Source organism: Streptomyces sp. NRRL S-455 (genome assembly GCF_000717875.1).
Taxonomy (GTDB): domain Bacteria; phylum Actinomycetota; class Actinomycetes; order Streptomycetales; family Streptomycetaceae; genus Streptomyces.
The window spans coordinates 49,356-64,024 of the sequence record NZ_JOCT01000025.1 but is presented as its reverse complement, the minus strand read 5'-3'; the positions used below and the strand labels follow the sequence as shown (position 1 = coordinate 64,024).

12 protein-coding genes and 1 pseudogene are annotated in these 14,669 nt (G+C 71.5%); 5 read left to right on the top strand and 8 right to left on the bottom strand.

Features of this window, described 5'->3' with window-relative positions:
* The first annotated feature begins 31 nt into the window (after nt 1-31).
* Together IE97_RS0129540 and IE97_RS0129535 are read left to right on the top strand one after the other, a co-directional pair.
* Nucleotides 32-1,378 carry an MFS transporter gene (locus IE97_RS0129540; RefSeq protein ID WP_030247097.1) on the top strand — a complete coding sequence of 449 codons (1,347 nt, stop codon included), beginning with the start codon at nt 32-34 and terminating at the stop codon, nt 1,376-1,378.
* A gap of 266 nt (nt 1,379-1,644) precedes the next feature.
* Nucleotides 1,645-2,019 carry an RNA polymerase-binding protein RbpA gene (locus tag IE97_RS0129535; RefSeq protein ID WP_030247095.1) on the top strand — a complete coding sequence of 125 codons (375 nt, stop codon included), beginning with the start codon at nt 1,645-1,647 and terminating at the stop codon, nt 2,017-2,019.
* 96 nt (nt 2,020-2,115) lie between these two features.
* On the opposite strand, the gene fxsA is transcribed toward IE97_RS0129535, so the two are convergent.
* From fxsA to IE97_RS0129515, 4 genes are all read right to left on the bottom strand, one after another.
* A complete protein-coding gene (fxsA, locus tag IE97_RS0129530) occupies nt 2,116-2,700 on the bottom strand; it encodes an FxsA family membrane protein (protein ID WP_030247093.1) in 585 nt (194 codons plus the stop codon).
* 94 nt (nt 2,701-2,794) lie between these two features.
* On the bottom strand, nt 2,795-3,598 hold the full coding sequence (locus tag IE97_RS0129525) for a polyprenol monophosphomannose synthase (protein ID WP_030247089.1): 804 nt from the start codon (nt 3,596-3,598) through the stop codon (nt 2,795-2,797).
* Between the two features lie 524 nt (nt 3,599-4,122).
* On the bottom strand, nt 4,123-5,727 hold the full coding sequence (locus tag IE97_RS0129520; protein ID WP_030247087.1) for an amidohydrolase: 1,605 nt from the start codon (nt 5,725-5,727) through the stop codon (nt 4,123-4,125).
* 123 nt (nt 5,728-5,850) lie between these two features.
* Nucleotides 5,851-6,291 (bottom strand): Lrp/AsnC family transcriptional regulator, encoded by a 441-nt coding sequence (locus IE97_RS0129515; RefSeq protein ID WP_006136660.1) that lies wholly within the window; start codon nt 6,289-6,291, stop codon nt 5,851-5,853.
* A 202-nt stretch (nt 6,292-6,493) separates the two neighbouring features.
* Here IE97_RS0129515 and IE97_RS0129510 point away from each other — a divergent pair, with 202 nt between their 5' ends.
* The gene (locus IE97_RS0129510) at nt 6,494-6,928 is read left to right on the top strand and encodes a hypothetical protein (RefSeq protein ID WP_030247084.1); all 435 of its coding nucleotides are present in this window, start codon (nt 6,494-6,496) and stop codon (nt 6,926-6,928) included.
* 420 nt (nt 6,929-7,348) lie between these two features.
* On the opposite strand, the gene IE97_RS0129505 is transcribed toward IE97_RS0129510, so the two are convergent.
* The 4 genes from IE97_RS0129505 to IE97_RS0129490 all read right to left on the bottom strand — a co-directional run bounded on the left by IE97_RS0129505 (nt 7,349) and on the right by IE97_RS0129490 (nt 11,399).
* The gene (locus IE97_RS0129505) at nt 7,349-8,521 is read right to left on the bottom strand and encodes an acyl-CoA dehydrogenase family protein (RefSeq protein ID WP_030247081.1); all 1,173 of its coding nucleotides are present in this window, start codon (nt 8,519-8,521) and stop codon (nt 7,349-7,351) included.
* A 507-nt stretch (nt 8,522-9,028) separates the two neighbouring features.
* Nucleotides 9,029-9,685 (bottom strand): TetR/AcrR family transcriptional regulator, encoded by a 657-nt coding sequence (locus tag IE97_RS0129500; RefSeq protein WP_030247078.1) that lies wholly within the window; start codon nt 9,683-9,685, stop codon nt 9,029-9,031.
* A gap of 102 nt (nt 9,686-9,787) precedes the next feature.
* Nucleotides 9,788-9,928, bottom strand: a complete 141-nt coding sequence (locus IE97_RS41700) for an SCO1431 family membrane protein (protein WP_106975456.1) — start codon at nt 9,926-9,928, stop codon at nt 9,788-9,790.
* A gap of 91 nt (nt 9,929-10,019) precedes the next feature.
* Complete coding sequence (locus IE97_RS0129490; RefSeq protein ID WP_030247076.1) at nt 10,020-11,399, bottom strand: peptidase C39 family protein; 1,380 nt, start codon at nt 11,397-11,399, stop codon at nt 10,020-10,022.
* A 193-nt stretch (nt 11,400-11,592) separates the two neighbouring features.
* Here IE97_RS0129490 and IE97_RS38765 point away from each other — a divergent pair.
* Both IE97_RS38765 and IE97_RS0129480 read left to right on the top strand, forming a co-directional pair.
* Nucleotides 11,593-12,250, top strand: a pseudogene (locus IE97_RS38765) (uridine kinase family protein).
* A gap of 431 nt (nt 12,251-12,681) precedes the next feature.
* Nucleotides 12,682-14,541, top strand: coding sequence for an AAA family ATPase (locus IE97_RS0129480; RefSeq protein ID WP_030247073.1), 1,860 nt, complete (start codon nt 12,682-12,684; stop codon nt 14,539-14,541).
* The last annotated feature ends 128 nt before the right edge of the window (nt 14,542-14,669 follow it).

Below are 14,669 nucleotides of genomic sequence, written 5' to 3'. Positions count from 1 at the left end.
TTCGCGCGTTCACGGGGAAGCGAGGGCACGGGTGGGCGCCGACACCGTGCGGACACCACCGGCCGACGGGGCCGGGGAGCTCAGACGCGAGCAGCGGGGCTGGTACGCCTACGACTGGGCGTGCTCCGTCTATTCGACGAGCGTGCTCACCGTGTTCCTGGGCCCCTATCTGACCTCGGTCGCCGAATCGGCCGCCGACGCCGCCGGGTACGTCCATCCCCTCGGCATCCCGGTACGCGCGGGGTCCTTCTTCGCGTACTCGGTGTCGCTGTCGGTGATCGTGGCGGTCATGGCGATGCCCCTGGTGGGGGCCGCCGCGGACCGCACCGGCCGCAAGAAGCCGCTGCTCGCGGCCGCCGCCTACCTGGGAGCCACGGCCACGACGGCCATGTTCTTCCTGGACGGTGACCGCTATCTGCTCGGCGGGGCGCTGCTGGTCGTCGCGAACGCGGCGCACTCCGTCGCGATGATGCTCTACAACTCCTATCTGCCGCAGATCGCCCCGCCCGAGCAGCGCGACGCGGTCTCCTCCCGGGGCTGGGCCTTCGGCTACGCGGCGGGCTCGCTGGTCCTCGTCATCAACCTGGTCCTCTACACCGGGCACGACGGCTTCGGCGTCTCGGAGAGCACGGCCGTCCGCATCTGCCTGGCGTCGGCCGGCCTGTGGTGGGGGGCTTTCGCCCTCATCCCGCTGCGGCGGCTGCGGGATCGCAGACCGGCCGCGCGGGAAGCGGCACTCCCGGGCTTCCGGCAGCTCGCGGCGACCGTTCGCGACATGCGCCGCCACCCCCTGACCCTGGGCTTCCTGCTGGCGTACCTCGTCTACAACGACGGCATCCAGACGGTGATCTCCCAGGCCTCGGTCTACGGATCCGAGGAGCTGGGCCTCGGGCAGTCCACCCTCATCGGCGCCGTGCTGCTGGTGCAGGTGCTGGCGGTGGCGGGCGCTCTGACGATGGGCCGGCTGGCCCGGACCTACGGCGCCAAGCGCACGATCCTCGGCTCACTGGTCGCGTGGACGCTGACCCTGGTCGCCGGGTATTTCCTGCCTGCCGGGGCGCCTGCGTGGTTCTTCGTCCTGGCCGCCGGGATCGGCCTGGTCCTCGGTGGCAGCCAGGCGCTGTCCCGGTCCCTGTTCTCCCATCTCGTCCCGCCCGGGAAGGAGGCCGAATACTTCTCGGCGTACGAGATGAGCGACCGCGGGATGAGCTGGCTGGGGCCGCTGCTGTTCGGTGTCGCCTACCAGCTGACCGGGAGCTACCGGGACGCGATCATCTCGCTGGTCGCGTTCTTCGTCATCGGGTTCGCCCTGCTCGCCCGGGTCCCGGTGCGGCGTGCGATCGCCGAATCGGGGAATCCGGTTCCGGACAGGATTTAGCACTCGAAGCGAAAGGGCTGTAGTGTACGCGTTTGGCCTGCCAGGCGGACCGTTACTGCGCGTCAAAGATGCCGAAACGCTAGGTTACATCTGCCAGCAGATGTGACAAACCGGGCGCTGGTGGGTACAACAAGGGCGGCTACGACGGCGACGCATGACCCGGAACGGGACTCGGAACGGGAATCTTTACCGCCGACCGGACGTTGACCGGATGACGACGACAGCGACACCTGTCCTGTGGGCGACAAGCCCGGGAGGCACGATTCATGAGTGAGCGAGCTCTTCGCGGCACGCGCCTCGTGGTGACCAGCTACGAGACGGACCGCGGCATCGACCTGGCCCCGCGCCAGGCCGTGGAGTACGCATGCGAGAAGGGGCACCGCTTCGAGATGCCCTTCTCGGTCGAGGCGGAGATCCCGCCGGAGTGGGAGTGCAAGGTCTGCGGAGCCCAGGCACTCCTCGTGGACGGTGATGTCCCTGAAGAGAAGAAGGGCAAGCCCGCGCGTACGCATTGGGACATGCTGATGGAGCGGCGCACCCGTGAGGAGCTCGAAGAGGTCCTCGAGGAGCGCCTGGCGGTTCTGCGCTCCGGTGCGATGAACATCGCGGTTCATCCGCGAGACAGCCGCAAGTCGGCGTAAGTCCCTCAGGGGCCTGGCCGGAATTACAGCGCGTCAATGACCGCGGGCGCCGTACGTGAAGTACGGCGCCCGCGGTTTTCTGTGCCCGGGGAACGCTCAGTGCGTCAGCGGCGGACGCGGCTCCCGCGGAGCGTCGCCCGGCTCGTCCCTCTCGTCCCTGATGACCTCGCCCTGGACGACCTTGCCGTCGGGGCGGTACATACGGGCCTGCTGGAAGGCGCCACCCAGGGGGCCCGGGTCGGCCTCGCGGAGCTTGCGCTCGAAGGTGCGCTCCGCGGAACGGCTCACCACCTTCTGGACCGGGGGCAGCAGCAGGAGCAGGCCCACCGCGTCCGAGACGACACCGGGGATCATCAGCAGCAGACCGCCCAGCATCATCAGGCCGTTGCCCTCGCTGTTCGGCCGGGCCGCCGCCGGCATCGTGCCGCTCTGCTGCTGTTGCAGCGCCTCCGAGAGGTTACGGAAGGCCCGCCGGCCGGCCCGCTTGATCACGACCGCGCCGAGGACGAAGCCCGCCACCAGGACGAGGAAGACCACCAGCCCGCTCGACGCCCCCGCGATCACCGTGAGCAGCCAGATCTCCAGCACGAACCACGCGGCGATGCCCAGCGGCAGGAACGTGCGCAGCCGGGAGCGCCGGGGCCGGGTGGGGTACCTGGGGGTCTGAGCGCCAGTCGTCATGCCTCCAGTGTGCCTGGCGTCGGCTCAGCACGGGATAAGCCCGTGAGCAGCTGTTCCTGTGAGCGGCCGGCCCCGGATGCGGCCCGGTGCACGGCTACGGCTTCGACGGCCTGCCGCCGTTCCCCGTGACCTTGCTCACCCGCTCCCCCACGCCCCACGCCGTGACCCGCCACAGCGCCTCCACCAGGATGTCGCGGCTCATCTTGGAGTCACCGTGTTCGCGCTCGACGAAGGTGATCGGCACCTCGACCACGTGATAGCCGGCCTTGACCGCGCGGCGGGCGAGGTCGACCTGGAAGCAGTAGCCCTGTGAGGCGACCTCGTCGAGACCGAGTCCCTCGAGGGTCTCGCGGCGGAAGGCACGGTAGCCGCCGGTGATGTCACGCAGCGGCAGGTCGAGCGCCAGGCGGGAGTAGAGGCTGCCGCCCCGGGAGATCATCTCGCGCGACTTCGGCCAGTTCACCACCCGGCCGCCCGGCACCCAGCGCGAGCCGAGGACCAGGTCGGCGCTCTTGAGGGCGGTGAGCAGACGGGGCAGTTCCTCGGGCTGGTGGGAGCCGTCGGCGTCCATCTCGATCAGCACGCCGTAGTCGCGCTCCAGACCCCAGCGGAAGCCGGCGAGGTAGGCCGCGCCCAAGCCCTCCTTGCCCTTGCGGTGCAGCACGTGGACGTGGTCGTCGTCGACGGCCAGCTCGTCGGCCAGCTTGCCCGTGCCGTCCGGGCTGTTGTCGTCGGCCACCAGCACGTGTGCCTCGGGGACGGCCCCCCGCACCCGGCCGACGATGCTCTTGATGTTCTCCGCCTCGTTGTAGGTCGGGATGATCACCAAGGCGGTGCCGAGCGGGCCGAACTTCCTCCCCTGGGCTCCTGCCGCGAGGGTTCCGTCGCCGTCGTTCACTGATGCCCCTTCATGTCCGTACGCAGGGGTCCACCATAGTGGGCCCCGCCTGCGATGACATGACTGGACGTGCGAAAGGTGGTGTCGAACCCGCGAGACGCGGGTAGGAATGCGCCTTCGCCCGCGAGCGTACGGCGGATGGGGGCCCGGCGCCCTTCGGGCCGACCCGGGACCCGCTGGCTGCGGATCGACCGAAAGTCGTTGTCTACTGAGCACGCGGGCCCCACCCGGGTCACACCTTCCCGACCGGCCGGAACCTTCCCTCGGCGCTGCGTCGGCCTGAGCCTGGCTCCCAGTGGCGGTGCCCCGGTGCGGCACACCGTCCCTGACCCGGCGGCGCTGCGGCGAGTGCGCGGACGGTCCCCGGTCGGGCGTCCGGTGGTGGACTCGGCCGAACCTACCGGCCCCCCGCGGCCGCCTGTCAACAGCCGTTTGACCTGCGCATGTTGCCGCGAAGCCCTGGTCAGGCGCAGGTCGCGCGACGGGGGCGCGCCACACGAACCCGTGCGCGCCACCCCCGTAGATCACTCGCCCGGCCGTACGAAGACCGTGCGTCCGCCCACCACGGTGCGCAAGCAGACGGGCAGGTCTCGGCCCGGAGTCAGGTCGGGCAGCCCCGGGGTGCCCGAGCGGGGATCCGTCGACCACCGGGCGACCCGGTCGTCCGGGGCCTGGACCACGAGTTCGCCGGTGCGCCACACGGCGTAGTCGGCGGGAGCGCCGGGCACCAGGACACCCGCGTCGTCGCGTCCGACGGCCCGCCAGCCGCCCCGCGTGTGTGCCGTGAACGCGGCGCGCACGGAGACGCGGTGCTCCGGCGTGCGGTGGAAGGCGGCGGCCCGCACCGTGCCCCACGGGTCGAGCGGGGTGACCGGGCTGTCGGAGCCGAAGGCGAGCGGGACGCCCGCGCGCAGCAGGCCCGCGAAGGGGTTCAGCGCACGCGCCCGCTCGGCACCCAGCCGCTGCGCGTACATGCCGTCCTCGCCGCCCCACAGGGCGTCGAAGGCAGGCTGGACCGAGGCGGTGAGGCCGAGTTCCGCGAACGCCGCGATCGCCTCGGGGTTAAGCATCTCGGCGTGCTCGACGCGGTGGCGGGCGGCCCGGATCCGTGCGGGACCGAGCTTCTCGGCGGCTTCCCGCACGCCCTCGACCACGGTGTCCACCGCCGCGTCACCGATGGCGTGGAAGCCGGCCTGGAGACCCGCCTCGGTGCAGGCCACGACGTGTGCGGCGACCGCGGCGGCGTCCAGGTAGGCCGTGCCGGTGTGGCCGGCGTCGGCGTACGGCTGGTGCAGGCAGGCCGTGTGCGAGCCGAGGGCGCCGTCGACGAACAGGTCGCCCGCGGCGCCGGCCGCGCCCAGCTGCCGGGCCTTGGCGACGTCCCGCTCGGCCCAGTAGCCGACGACGCGCGGACCGGGCTCCTCGGCGGCGAGGCGCAGCAGCCCGGTGAAGTCGTCCTCGGAGGAGATCTCCGGGCCGGCGCACTCGTGGACGGTGCCGATCCCGAGCGACACGGCGTGCGCGAGGGCGGCGCGCTGGGCGTCGGCGCGCTGCTGTGGCGTCACGGCCGCGAACGCGGTGGCGCGCACCGCGTGGTGGGCGTCGGCGGTGAGCGGTCCGTCCTCGCGGGCGACGCCTGCCGGGACGAGATCGAGCAGGGCCGTGGTGACGACCGCGGAGTGGACGTCGATCCGGCTGAGGTAGAGGGGCCGGTGTCCGGTGGCCTCGTCGAGTTCGGCACGTGTCGGGGGGCGGCCGCCGGGCCAGCGTGCGGCGTCCCAGCCGTGCCCGAGCAGCACGCGGTCGTCCGGCCGGGAGGCGGCGAAGTCCCGTACGAGGCCCAGGGCGGCCTCGAGTGAGGGGGCGGCCGACAGATCGAGTCCGGTCAGCGCCAGGCCGGTGGCAGTGGTGTGCACGTGCGCGTCCGTGAACGCCGGTGTGACCAGAGCGCCATCGAGGTCGATCACTTCGTCGACCCCGTCGGCGAAGGCGTCGGCGGCCCCCTCGGAACCGACCCAGGCGACCTGCCCCCGCTCCACGACCATCGCCGTGGCGAAGGGATCGGCGGGACTGTGGACCTCTCCGCGACGGAGCAGGAGGGTCTTGGGCGGCGCACTGGACTCACTCATGGAGCACAGTCTCACAGGGGCGAGCGCGAGACCCCGCGTCAGGGGCGCGGGGCCGCGTCGCTGTGCGGCTCCGCCGCGTGGCCGCGAGCGACAGGACACGGCCCGCACGCGAAAACCGGCCGGTCAGATCCGCGGCGGCCGCGCCTCGTAAGGCGTCGACAGCACCACCGTCGTCCGCGTGGAAACCCCCGCCAACGACCGCACCCGGGCCAGCAACTCCTCCAGCTCGTGCGGCGTGGCCACCCGCACCTTGAGGATGTAGTTCTCATCGCCCGCGACACTGTGACAGGCCTCGATCTCGGGCACCCCCGCCAGCCGGTCCGCGATGTCGTCCGGCGCGCTGGGATCGAACGGCTTCACCGAGATGAAGGCCGTCATGGGCAGCCCCACCGCCTCCGGGTCCACGACCGCCGCATAGCCCCGGATGACCCCCCGCTGCTCCAGCCTCCGCACCCGCTGATGCACGGCCGACGTGGACAGACCCGTGGCCTTGCCCAGGTCGGTGTAGCTCATCCGCCCGTCCTTGACGAGCAGCTGCACGATCTGTCGGTCCAGCTCCTCCATGGCGCAAGAACCTACAGTGCGGCTGATCTCTCCGGATACCTGAGGAGCCACAGTGGGCACCTGCATGCGGCATGTGACGAACGCCACAGGGTTCGAACAGTCTCCGTAATGTTCTCGTGATTACCGCCCAGGGGGGACGGGAAGTGCTTGCTGTGGTCGAGGCCGCAGCGCCTGAACGGCCCAGCCCGAGGGGGAGAATCCAATGCAGAGTCTTAAGCGCCCTGGTCGCACCGCACCCAAGCGGCAGCAGCTCGTCGTCGAGCCCGAGCCGGAGGGCGTCGAACCCGACGCCTTCGACGACGAGCTCGACGCCTACGACACCTTCGAGATGTTCCGGGTCGTCTGCCCGGACTGCGCACAGCCCATCGCCCTCCTGGCGGACGAGGAGGTCCTGCCGGAGCACGCGCTGTGTGCCTCGCCGTGGAACCCCTTCGGGCTCACGGTCTGTGCCGGAACCGGCCGGCCGGCCGCGGACGCCCACCCCGCGGACGAGTCCGTCGACCCCCAGGAGCAGGGTGCGGCCCTGCTGTTGACGCTCCCTCAGGGACTCGACTGGCGGACCCAGCCCTTCTCGCACGTCGGCGGCCCGGGCTCACGCCCCATCAGGGTCTCCGTCCTGCGCCGCCAGGCGGCCTGAGCTCGGGCCTTCTCCGCCCGCTCGCTCCACCCCAGTAGCTGCCCCGCACCACGGCTCGCAGTCTGCCGTGGTGCGGTTCGGCGCGCCCTGATGCATGACAGCGGAACGCCGCGCCCGGCACCCGGACGGGACACCGGCCGGGCACCCGTGAACGCACGCCCGATTCCGCCTGCCGGTGACCTGTCCGGCCGTTGCCCCGTTGCCCTGGTATGACCCCCATCTCCTCAGCGACCGGGCGTCAGCGCCTCCTGTACGTCCCGCCGCCCGCAGAATCGGTTCGGCCGACTGCGCCGCGGTATCAGGACCCGCCGATCTACCGCGACCTGATGCGGGCATGGGCAGAGCGCGGCCGCACCCTGCCGGGCCGGCACGACCCGGAGTGGATGCGGCTCGCGGCGCCCTGGCGCGGCCTCGACCAGTTCAGCGTTCCTCTGGACCCACGAGATGGCGGGCGATGACCATCCGCTGGATCTGGTTGGTGCCCTCGACGATCTGGAGCACCTTGGCCTCGCGCATGTAGCGCTCGACCGCGAAGTCCGCGGTGTAGCCGTAGCCGCCGAGGATCTGCACGGCGTCGGTGGTGACCCGCATCGCCGTGTCGGTGCAGTGCAGCTTCGCCATGGCCGCCTGCCGGGCGAAGGGCCGGCCCGCGTCCCGCAGCCGCGCCGCCGCCAGGTAGAGGGCACGGCCCGCCTCGATCTGCGTCGCCATGTCGGCGAGCATGAAGCGCAGACCCTGGAAGTCGGCGATCGGCTTCCCGAACTGCCGCCTCTCGGCGGCGTACGCCAGCGCCTCGTCGAGCGCCGCCTGGGCCACGCCGATGGCGCAGGCCGCGATACCGAGCCGCCCCGAGTCGAGCGAGGACAGCGCGATCGCGAAGCCCTGGCCCTCCTCGCCGATGCGGCGGTCGTCGGAGACCCGTACCTCGTCGAAGTGGACCTGGGCGGTGGGCGAGCCCTTCATGCCCATCTTCTTCTCGGGCGCCGCGGCACTGACCCCCGGCGCGTCGCCCGGCACGAGGAACGCGGTGATCCCGCGCGGGCCCTCCTCGCCGGTGCGCGCCATGACCGTGTAGAAGTCGGCGATCCCGCCGTGCGTGATCCAGGCCTTGCTGCCGCTGATCACCCAGTCGTCACCGTCCCGCACGGCCTTGGTGCGCAGGGCCGCCGCATCCGACCCCGAGTGCGGCTCGGAGAGGCAGTAGGCACCGAGCATGCCGCCGCCGAGCATCGCGGGCAGGTGCTCGACCTGCTGTTCCTTGTTGCCGTAGGCGGCGAGGGCGTACGAGGCCAGGGTGTGGACGCTGACGCCGAGACCGACGGTGAGGCGGGCCGCGGCGAGCTCCTCGAGGACCTGGAGGTAGACCTCGTACGGCTGGTCGCCACCGCCGTACTCGGAGTCGTACGGCAGGCCGAGCAGGCCGGAGCGCGAGAGCAGGGTGAAGAGTTCGCGCGGAAAGCGGCCTGCGTCCTCCTCCTCGGCTGCCTTCGGGGCGATCTCCTGCCGTGCGATGTCACAGACGAGCGAGATCAGGTCCCGGGCCTCGTCCGTGGGCAGTTGTCGGTCCACCGGCTGCGGGGCGCGGTCGGGCATGGCGACGCTCTCCTCCCTGTCGGGCGCTGGCGGACGGGCCCGTGGGTGAGGGCGGCGCCGCCGGGTCGTTCTGGTGCCTGGCCGATGCTTGCAGTTCCGGGTCTCGGAAGCTGCTGACCAGCGGCTCTGGGCTGTGAGTATGCCCGATCGGAGGCATCCCGTCACCAGTTAACGACCGCTCACTTCAAGAAATACCCGAGCAGGTCCGCGCGTGCGAAATTGGTCCGCACCATTGACCCTACTGGTCTAGTCCTCCTACTGTTTCGCTGCATCGACCCATCGCGTTCATGCCAACGCTGTGGGTCCGCGGCGTGTTGTGCCGCCCCCGGCGCCGACCCGCCGGCCGGCGCGGGCACCTCGTCCCTCACCGCGGCGACCTCGGCTCAGGAGGCCGCCGCACGCTCGAAGTCCGCCCTCCCCGGGGCCGGGGCCGCCGGCTCCAAGGTCATCGGGTGCTTCACCGAATGGGGCACCTAGCGAACTACCACGCCCTGGACGGCACGTTCTTCACGCGCCCTGCCGGGCGGCTTCCGGGGCGGGGTAGGCGGGGTCGAGGTCCGCGATCGCACGCAGGGCGCCACCGAGCCCCTTCACCAGCAGCTCGCACATGGTCCCTCGGGGCAGCCCGGGGCGGTCGATCCATTCGAGGGTGGCACCCTCGACGCCGCACACCCAGGCCAGCAGCCCCATGCGCGCCAGCGGAGTGATGTCGACACTGCCGTACGCCCCCTCGGCGATGGTGGCGACGATGGCCTCGCGCACCCCGTCGCGGATGGCGTGCACCTCGGTGTCGAAGCCGACGCCGCCGCTGACGATCGTGCGGTACGCCGCCTGGTTCTGCTCGGCGTAGCGCAGATAGCTGTCGATGGTGCGCTGCACACGGTCGACCGGGGGCAGTTCGAGGCCGCTCGCCGCAAGGTTGACCAGGTCGGTGACAGAGTCCTGGATGATGGCCAGGTAGTAGCCGCGCTTTGACTGGAAGTAGTAGTAGATCAGCCCTTTGGCGACGTGCGCCTGCCGGGCGATGTCGTCCATCGACAGGGCGTCGTAGGAGGTGTCGGCGAACAACCTCCGCCCGATGGCGATGAGTTCGGCACGGCGGGCCAGCGAGCGCTCGGTGCCGCGAGCTCTGGGACGCGTGGCAGGCTGTGGACTGATATTCAATTTCGACCCTGGTTCCAACGGGCGGGCGGGGCGGGACATCCGCAGTATGGCAGGTCGCGGGGCCCGGTCGTGGGTCAGGTCACACCGCCTCGGAGAACCGGATCACAGCAGGCCGAGCTGGGTCACGAGCATCGCGACGACCACGACGAGGACCCAGCCCATCGCGTGCTCGACGATCTTCGGGCCGTCTCCCTGAGGACCGCCGGTACGGACGTTGGCTGCGGTGGCGGAGTGTGCGGTCATGAGCTCTCGCTGCTTCGGTCGGTGCGGACGGACTCCCCCCGGCGCCCGTCCAGCTTGCCACCTTAGGCGGCTTTTGCGGCCGAGACCTTGGTCACACGCGCACACCCACGGCCGCCAGTGCCATGCGCTGGGCCGCGGTCGGACGCGCCGGGAAATACAGGTAGCAGACGCCGCCGGTTCCGGAGACGACCTTGCCGGAGGAGTTGTACCGCTTGGTCCGCAGCCAGATGTTCTCGAATTCACGACGCCGGTAGACCCGCCGCACGGCCTCGTTGCTCTCCGATGCCGGGTCGTTGGCGATCACGTCGCCCCCGGCGGTGAAGCCGACGACGGTCATCAGGTGCCCGGCCGTGCCGTACCCGGCCCCGGTCAGTTCCTCCTTCAGGAAGGACTGGGAGGTTATGGCCGGGATGCCGGCGGCGATCAGCCTTTCCAGGTCGGCGAGCGAGCCGAGCCGGGTGACGACGCCTTGGAGGTCCTTGAAGGTGGCCGCGTAGGCGGCGTTGAACGGCCAGTTGCCGCAGCCCGCGTACTGGTAGTCGTACGTGAAGCGGGCCGCGTGGCAGACCTGCGGGTCGCTGTACGCCGGATCCACCCAGGCCAGCTGTTCGGGGGTGAGCCGGCCGCCCCAGTACTCGATGATCATCTGGGAGGACGTGGGGCTGCACCAGGCCTCGCCGCCGTTGTCGTACTCGGGGTACCGGCCCTTGTGGATCTCCTGCGAGTACCTCGGGACAGCCAGTTCCTTCGCGAGGCGGGGCTCGGACGCCGGGACGGTGAAGCGGTCGGGCACGTCCGACCCCATCGCGCCGAGCCGCCACACGGTGGGCGTGACCTTGGCGCCCGGCCTGCGGTACAGGGTCAGGCGCAGCCGGTAGGAGGCCAGGCGCAGCCCCGTCGCCGGGTCGTCGATGGCCAGTGTGTCCGTCCAGACGGTGCTCTTGCCGTCGCTCTGGTCGTCGACCGAGGTGCGCCGGATGTCCTGGTCGCCGGCCGCCCAGCGGCCCATGACGTACCAGGGGGTGCTGGTCCCGTCGGTGTAGGTGCCCTTGAGTTCGGCCTGGAGCCAGGTGCCGGCCGGGGTGTGCGCGTTCCAGGAGACGATCGCCTCCGTAGCGGGGACCGCGAGCCGGTGGGCGCGGGAGGTCCAGGTGCCGTACTCCCAGAAGGCGGTGGTGCCGGTGTGCGGGTCCGTGTAGTCGGTGGTTCCGGCGGGCGTCGCGATCACGACGCCCGGACGGGCGCCCGCGACGGCACGGGTGCCCCGGACGGCACCCCCGCTCCAGTCGGCGAACGAGATCCAGGCCCGGTTGTGCACGGTGCGGGCCGGGAGGGAGCGGGCGGGGTCTGCGGTGTCGGTCGGCATGGTGGCCTCGGGCTCGGCGGCCACCGGACTCGCGCCCGCCGTGACGGCGGCGACGACCGCGGCGGCCAGGACGCTTCTGCGGGACGGCTGTTCGGCTCTGCTCATGGCGGGGACCCCCGGATCTCGGAGTCGGGCAGGGGCGGGGCAGGTCCGTTGCATGTAGGTCGCACAGGTGTATGCGCCACATAGGAGCACAGCCCGCCGGATACCGCCAGCACTTCGGCCCGCGCCACGCTCACCCATATCGGCGTGACCAGTGGCGGGGACCGAGGGCGCCGTCGTTAGAGTGCTACGCGAGATGAACGCGCCCTTCCGCTCCACCCCGGGATCAGCCGTCCGCGATCTCGCCTCGCGGATCCGCGGCCTCCGGCCCTCCTGCGGCCCGGTCCGTCTCGTGGGCGTCGACGGGCACGCCGGCTCCGGAAAGACCACGTTCGCCTGCCGGTTGGCCACGGAACTGGACGGTGCTCCGGTGCTGCGCCTCGACGACATCGCCAGCCACGACGAACTCTTCGAGTGGTCCGGACGCCTGCTCGACCAGGTGATCGAACCGCTGTCCCACGGCCGGACCGCGCAGTACGCCCCCTACGACTGGCGAGCCCGCCGCTTCGGCCTCCCGCGCTCCCTGCCGGCCGCCCCTGTGGTCCTCGTGGAGGGCGTCGGAGCGGGGCGCCGGGCACTGCGCCCCCATCTGGCCCTGCTGCTGTGGATGGAACTGCCGTGCGAGGAAGCCTGGGCACGTGGGCGGTCGCGGGACGGGGAGGAACAGCGGGAGTTCTGGAACGGATGGATCCCCGCCGAACGACGGCATTTCGCCGGCGACCCCTCGCGGCCCTTCGCCGACCTCCTGGTACGGCAGGTGGAGAAGGGGTATCAGGTGCTTCCGGGACCTGCTGGGACCGTTGGACCGGACCAGTTTCCTCACGCACGGTGACGGGCCGCCCGCAGTGTGCTGAAGTCGTGAAAGCCCTTGCGGGACAACTTGCCGGAGTGCTTCAACTCGGCTTGACCGGGGGGCCGTACAGGACTTACGTTTCCAATGTGCGGCCATTCGCAGCCGCCCACAGACGCGAAGCCCCCGGTTGTTCCCCCGTGATCGGGGGCTTCGTTCTGTCTTCTTCCGGTTCTCCGGGCGCCGCGCCCCATGACGCGCTCACCCTCGGTCACCGTGCACGGCAGCGCCGCGTCCGCTCCCACCTCGTCGAACGGCCCGTGCGGCACCCTACGGGGCGGCGGCCCCCGCGGGTACGATGCCCTCGTCGCGGCCTGCGGACGGTTGCTTCGCGCACCTGGCAACTCCGGTCCGTGGCACAGCGGTTCGAGCAGGGCAGCCGGCTGGGGGCGGCTCGTTGGCATTCCGACGGGGGCACGGTTCGTGGGGGACGTGATGGACTTCGGCACGCAGGGCCCTCAGGCCCCGGCCGACCTCGCCTGGCTGCGAGGCGTGGACGCCTACACCATGGGTGCCTATCCGCAGGCGGAGGAGGAGTTCCGCGCCGCCGTCCGGACGGACCCCCACATGGCCGACGGCTGGCTCGGGCTGCACGCGCTGCGCGTCGACACGACGACCGCGCTGCTGAGGATGTTCCGGCACCGGGACCGCTTCGGCGAGCAGCGCTCCCGGTACGGTCGCACCCTCAACTCCTGGTACTGGCTGGGCTGGTGGGTGCAGCCCGTGCTGGAGAGCCCGCGTGATCTGCTGCTCGCGCACGCCTCCCACTGGCTGGACGGCCGCCACGTCCCCGAGCTGGACCGGGCGCTCGCCGGACTGCCACCGGTGGACACCGATCACCAGGTCCGGTTCCTGCACGCCTGCCGCGCCTATCTCGTCAAGGACTGGGAGCAGCTGGTCCGGCACACCGACCCCCTCCTCGACGACCCGATGCTCGGCATCGAGGCGGGCTTGTTCGGCGGCATGGCCCGGGTCCGCCTGGAGATGTACGGCCAGGCCGAGCCGCTGCTGTCCGCCGCGCTGATGCGCTGCCGCAGCGAGCAGCCCCAGCGCAAGGAGCTGCGCTACTGGCTGGCCAGGGCTCACGAGGGCACCGGCCGCAGCGCCGCCGCACTCCCCCTGTACCGGGCCGTGCACCGCGTCGACCCCGCCTTCATGGACACCTCGGCGCGGCTCGCCGCGATCGCCGAGGGCGACGGCTACGACGCCGCCGATCTCGCGGCCATCACGCTCAACGGCGCGGGCCAGGACATGGTGGACGGCCAGGACGGGTTCGATCCCCTCTTCGGCGCCGACGGCCGCGATCTCAGGCTGCCCGATCCCGAGCCGCCGGGCTCCGCTCCCCTGCCACCGGTCACCGACCCCGCGGTGCGCGAGAAGGCCGGCCCGGTGTCGTCGCTGCCCGCCGGGCCCACCGACCCCGTGTTACTGGAGGAGGCCCTCGCCGAGCTCGAGCGCATGGTGGGGCTGGAGCCGGTGAAACGCCAGGTCAAAGCGTTGTCGGCACAGTTGAACATGGCGCGGCTGAGGGCCGGGCAGGGGCTTCCGGTCCAGCCGCCGAAACGCCACTTCGTCTTCTCCGGCCCCTCCGGCACCGGCAAGACCACCGTCGCCCGCATCCTCGGCCGGGTGTTCTACGCCCTCGGGCTGCTCGGCGGTGACCATCTGGTGGAGGCCCAGCGGGCCGACCTGGTCGGCGAGTACCTCGGGCAGACGGCCGTGAAGGCGAACGAGCTGATCGACTCGGCCCTCGGCGGTGTGCTCTTCGTCGACGAGGCGTACTCGCTGTCCAACTCCGGCTACGGCAAGGGGGACGCGTACGGCGACGAGGCGCTGCAGGTGCTGCTGAAACGGGCCGAGGACAACCGCGACCATCTCGTGGTCATCCTGGCCGGCTACCCGGAGGGCATGGACCGCCTGCTCGCCGCGAACCCCGGGCTCTCCTCCCGCTTCACCACCCGCGTGGACTTTCCCTCGTACCGGCCCCTGGAGCTCACCGAGATCGGCAAGGTGCTCGCGGCGGAGAACGGGGATCTGTGGGACGAGGAGGCCCTCGACGAGTTGCGGTCGATCGCCGGGCATGTGGTGGATCAGGGGTGGATCGACGAGCTGGGGAACGGGCGGTTTCTGCGGACGCTCTACGAGAAGAGCTGCGCGTACCGGGATCTGCGGTTGTCGGTCTATCCCGGGGTGCTGGGGAGGGAGGATCTGGCGACCTTGCGGCTGCCGGATCTGATGCAGGCGTACGGGGAGGTGCTGTCCGGGCGGGGGCCGCAGGACCCGCCCGGACGGTGAGGCGCCGGCCAGGTGGGACGGCCCGCAGCCCGGCGGTGCGGGGTGCCTCCCCCAAGCTCTCGGCTTCTCCCCCAAGCTCTCGGCTTCGCTCGAACAGGGGGGACCCCCATGAGCAGGGGGACCCCCAT

What these genes read in the sequence shown, in the direction of transcription:
- IE97_RS0129535 (WP_030247095.1), top strand. Translation starts at nt 1,645, where the DNA reads ATGAGTGAGCGAGCTCTTCGCGGCACGCGCCTCGTGGTGACCAGCTAC.
- fxsA (WP_030247093.1), bottom strand. Translation starts at nt 2,700, where the DNA reads ATGACGACTGGCGCTCAGACCCCCAGGTACCCCACCCGGCCCCGGCGC.
- IE97_RS0129520 (WP_030247087.1), bottom strand. Translation starts at nt 5,727, where the DNA reads ATGAGTGAGTCCAGTGCGCCGCCCAAGACCCTCCTGCTCCGTCGCGGA.
- IE97_RS0129515 (WP_006136660.1), bottom strand. Translation starts at nt 6,291, where the DNA reads ATGGAGGAGCTGGACCGACAGATCGTGCAGCTGCTCGTCAAGGACGGG.
- IE97_RS0129510 (WP_030247084.1), top strand. Translation starts at nt 6,494, where the DNA reads ATGCAGAGTCTTAAGCGCCCTGGTCGCACCGCACCCAAGCGGCAGCAG.
- IE97_RS0129505 (WP_030247081.1), bottom strand. Translation starts at nt 8,521, where the DNA reads ATGCCCGACCGCGCCCCGCAGCCGGTGGACCGACAACTGCCCACGGAC.
- IE97_RS41700 (WP_106975456.1), bottom strand. Translation starts at nt 9,928, where the DNA reads ATGACCGCACACTCCGCCACCGCAGCCAACGTCCGTACCGGCGGTCCT.
- IE97_RS0129490 (WP_030247076.1), bottom strand. Translation starts at nt 11,399, where the DNA reads ATGAGCAGAGCCGAACAGCCGTCCCGCAGAAGCGTCCTGGCCGCCGCG.
- IE97_RS0129480 (WP_030247073.1), top strand. Translation starts at nt 12,682, where the DNA reads ATGGACTTCGGCACGCAGGGCCCTCAGGCCCCGGCCGACCTCGCCTGG.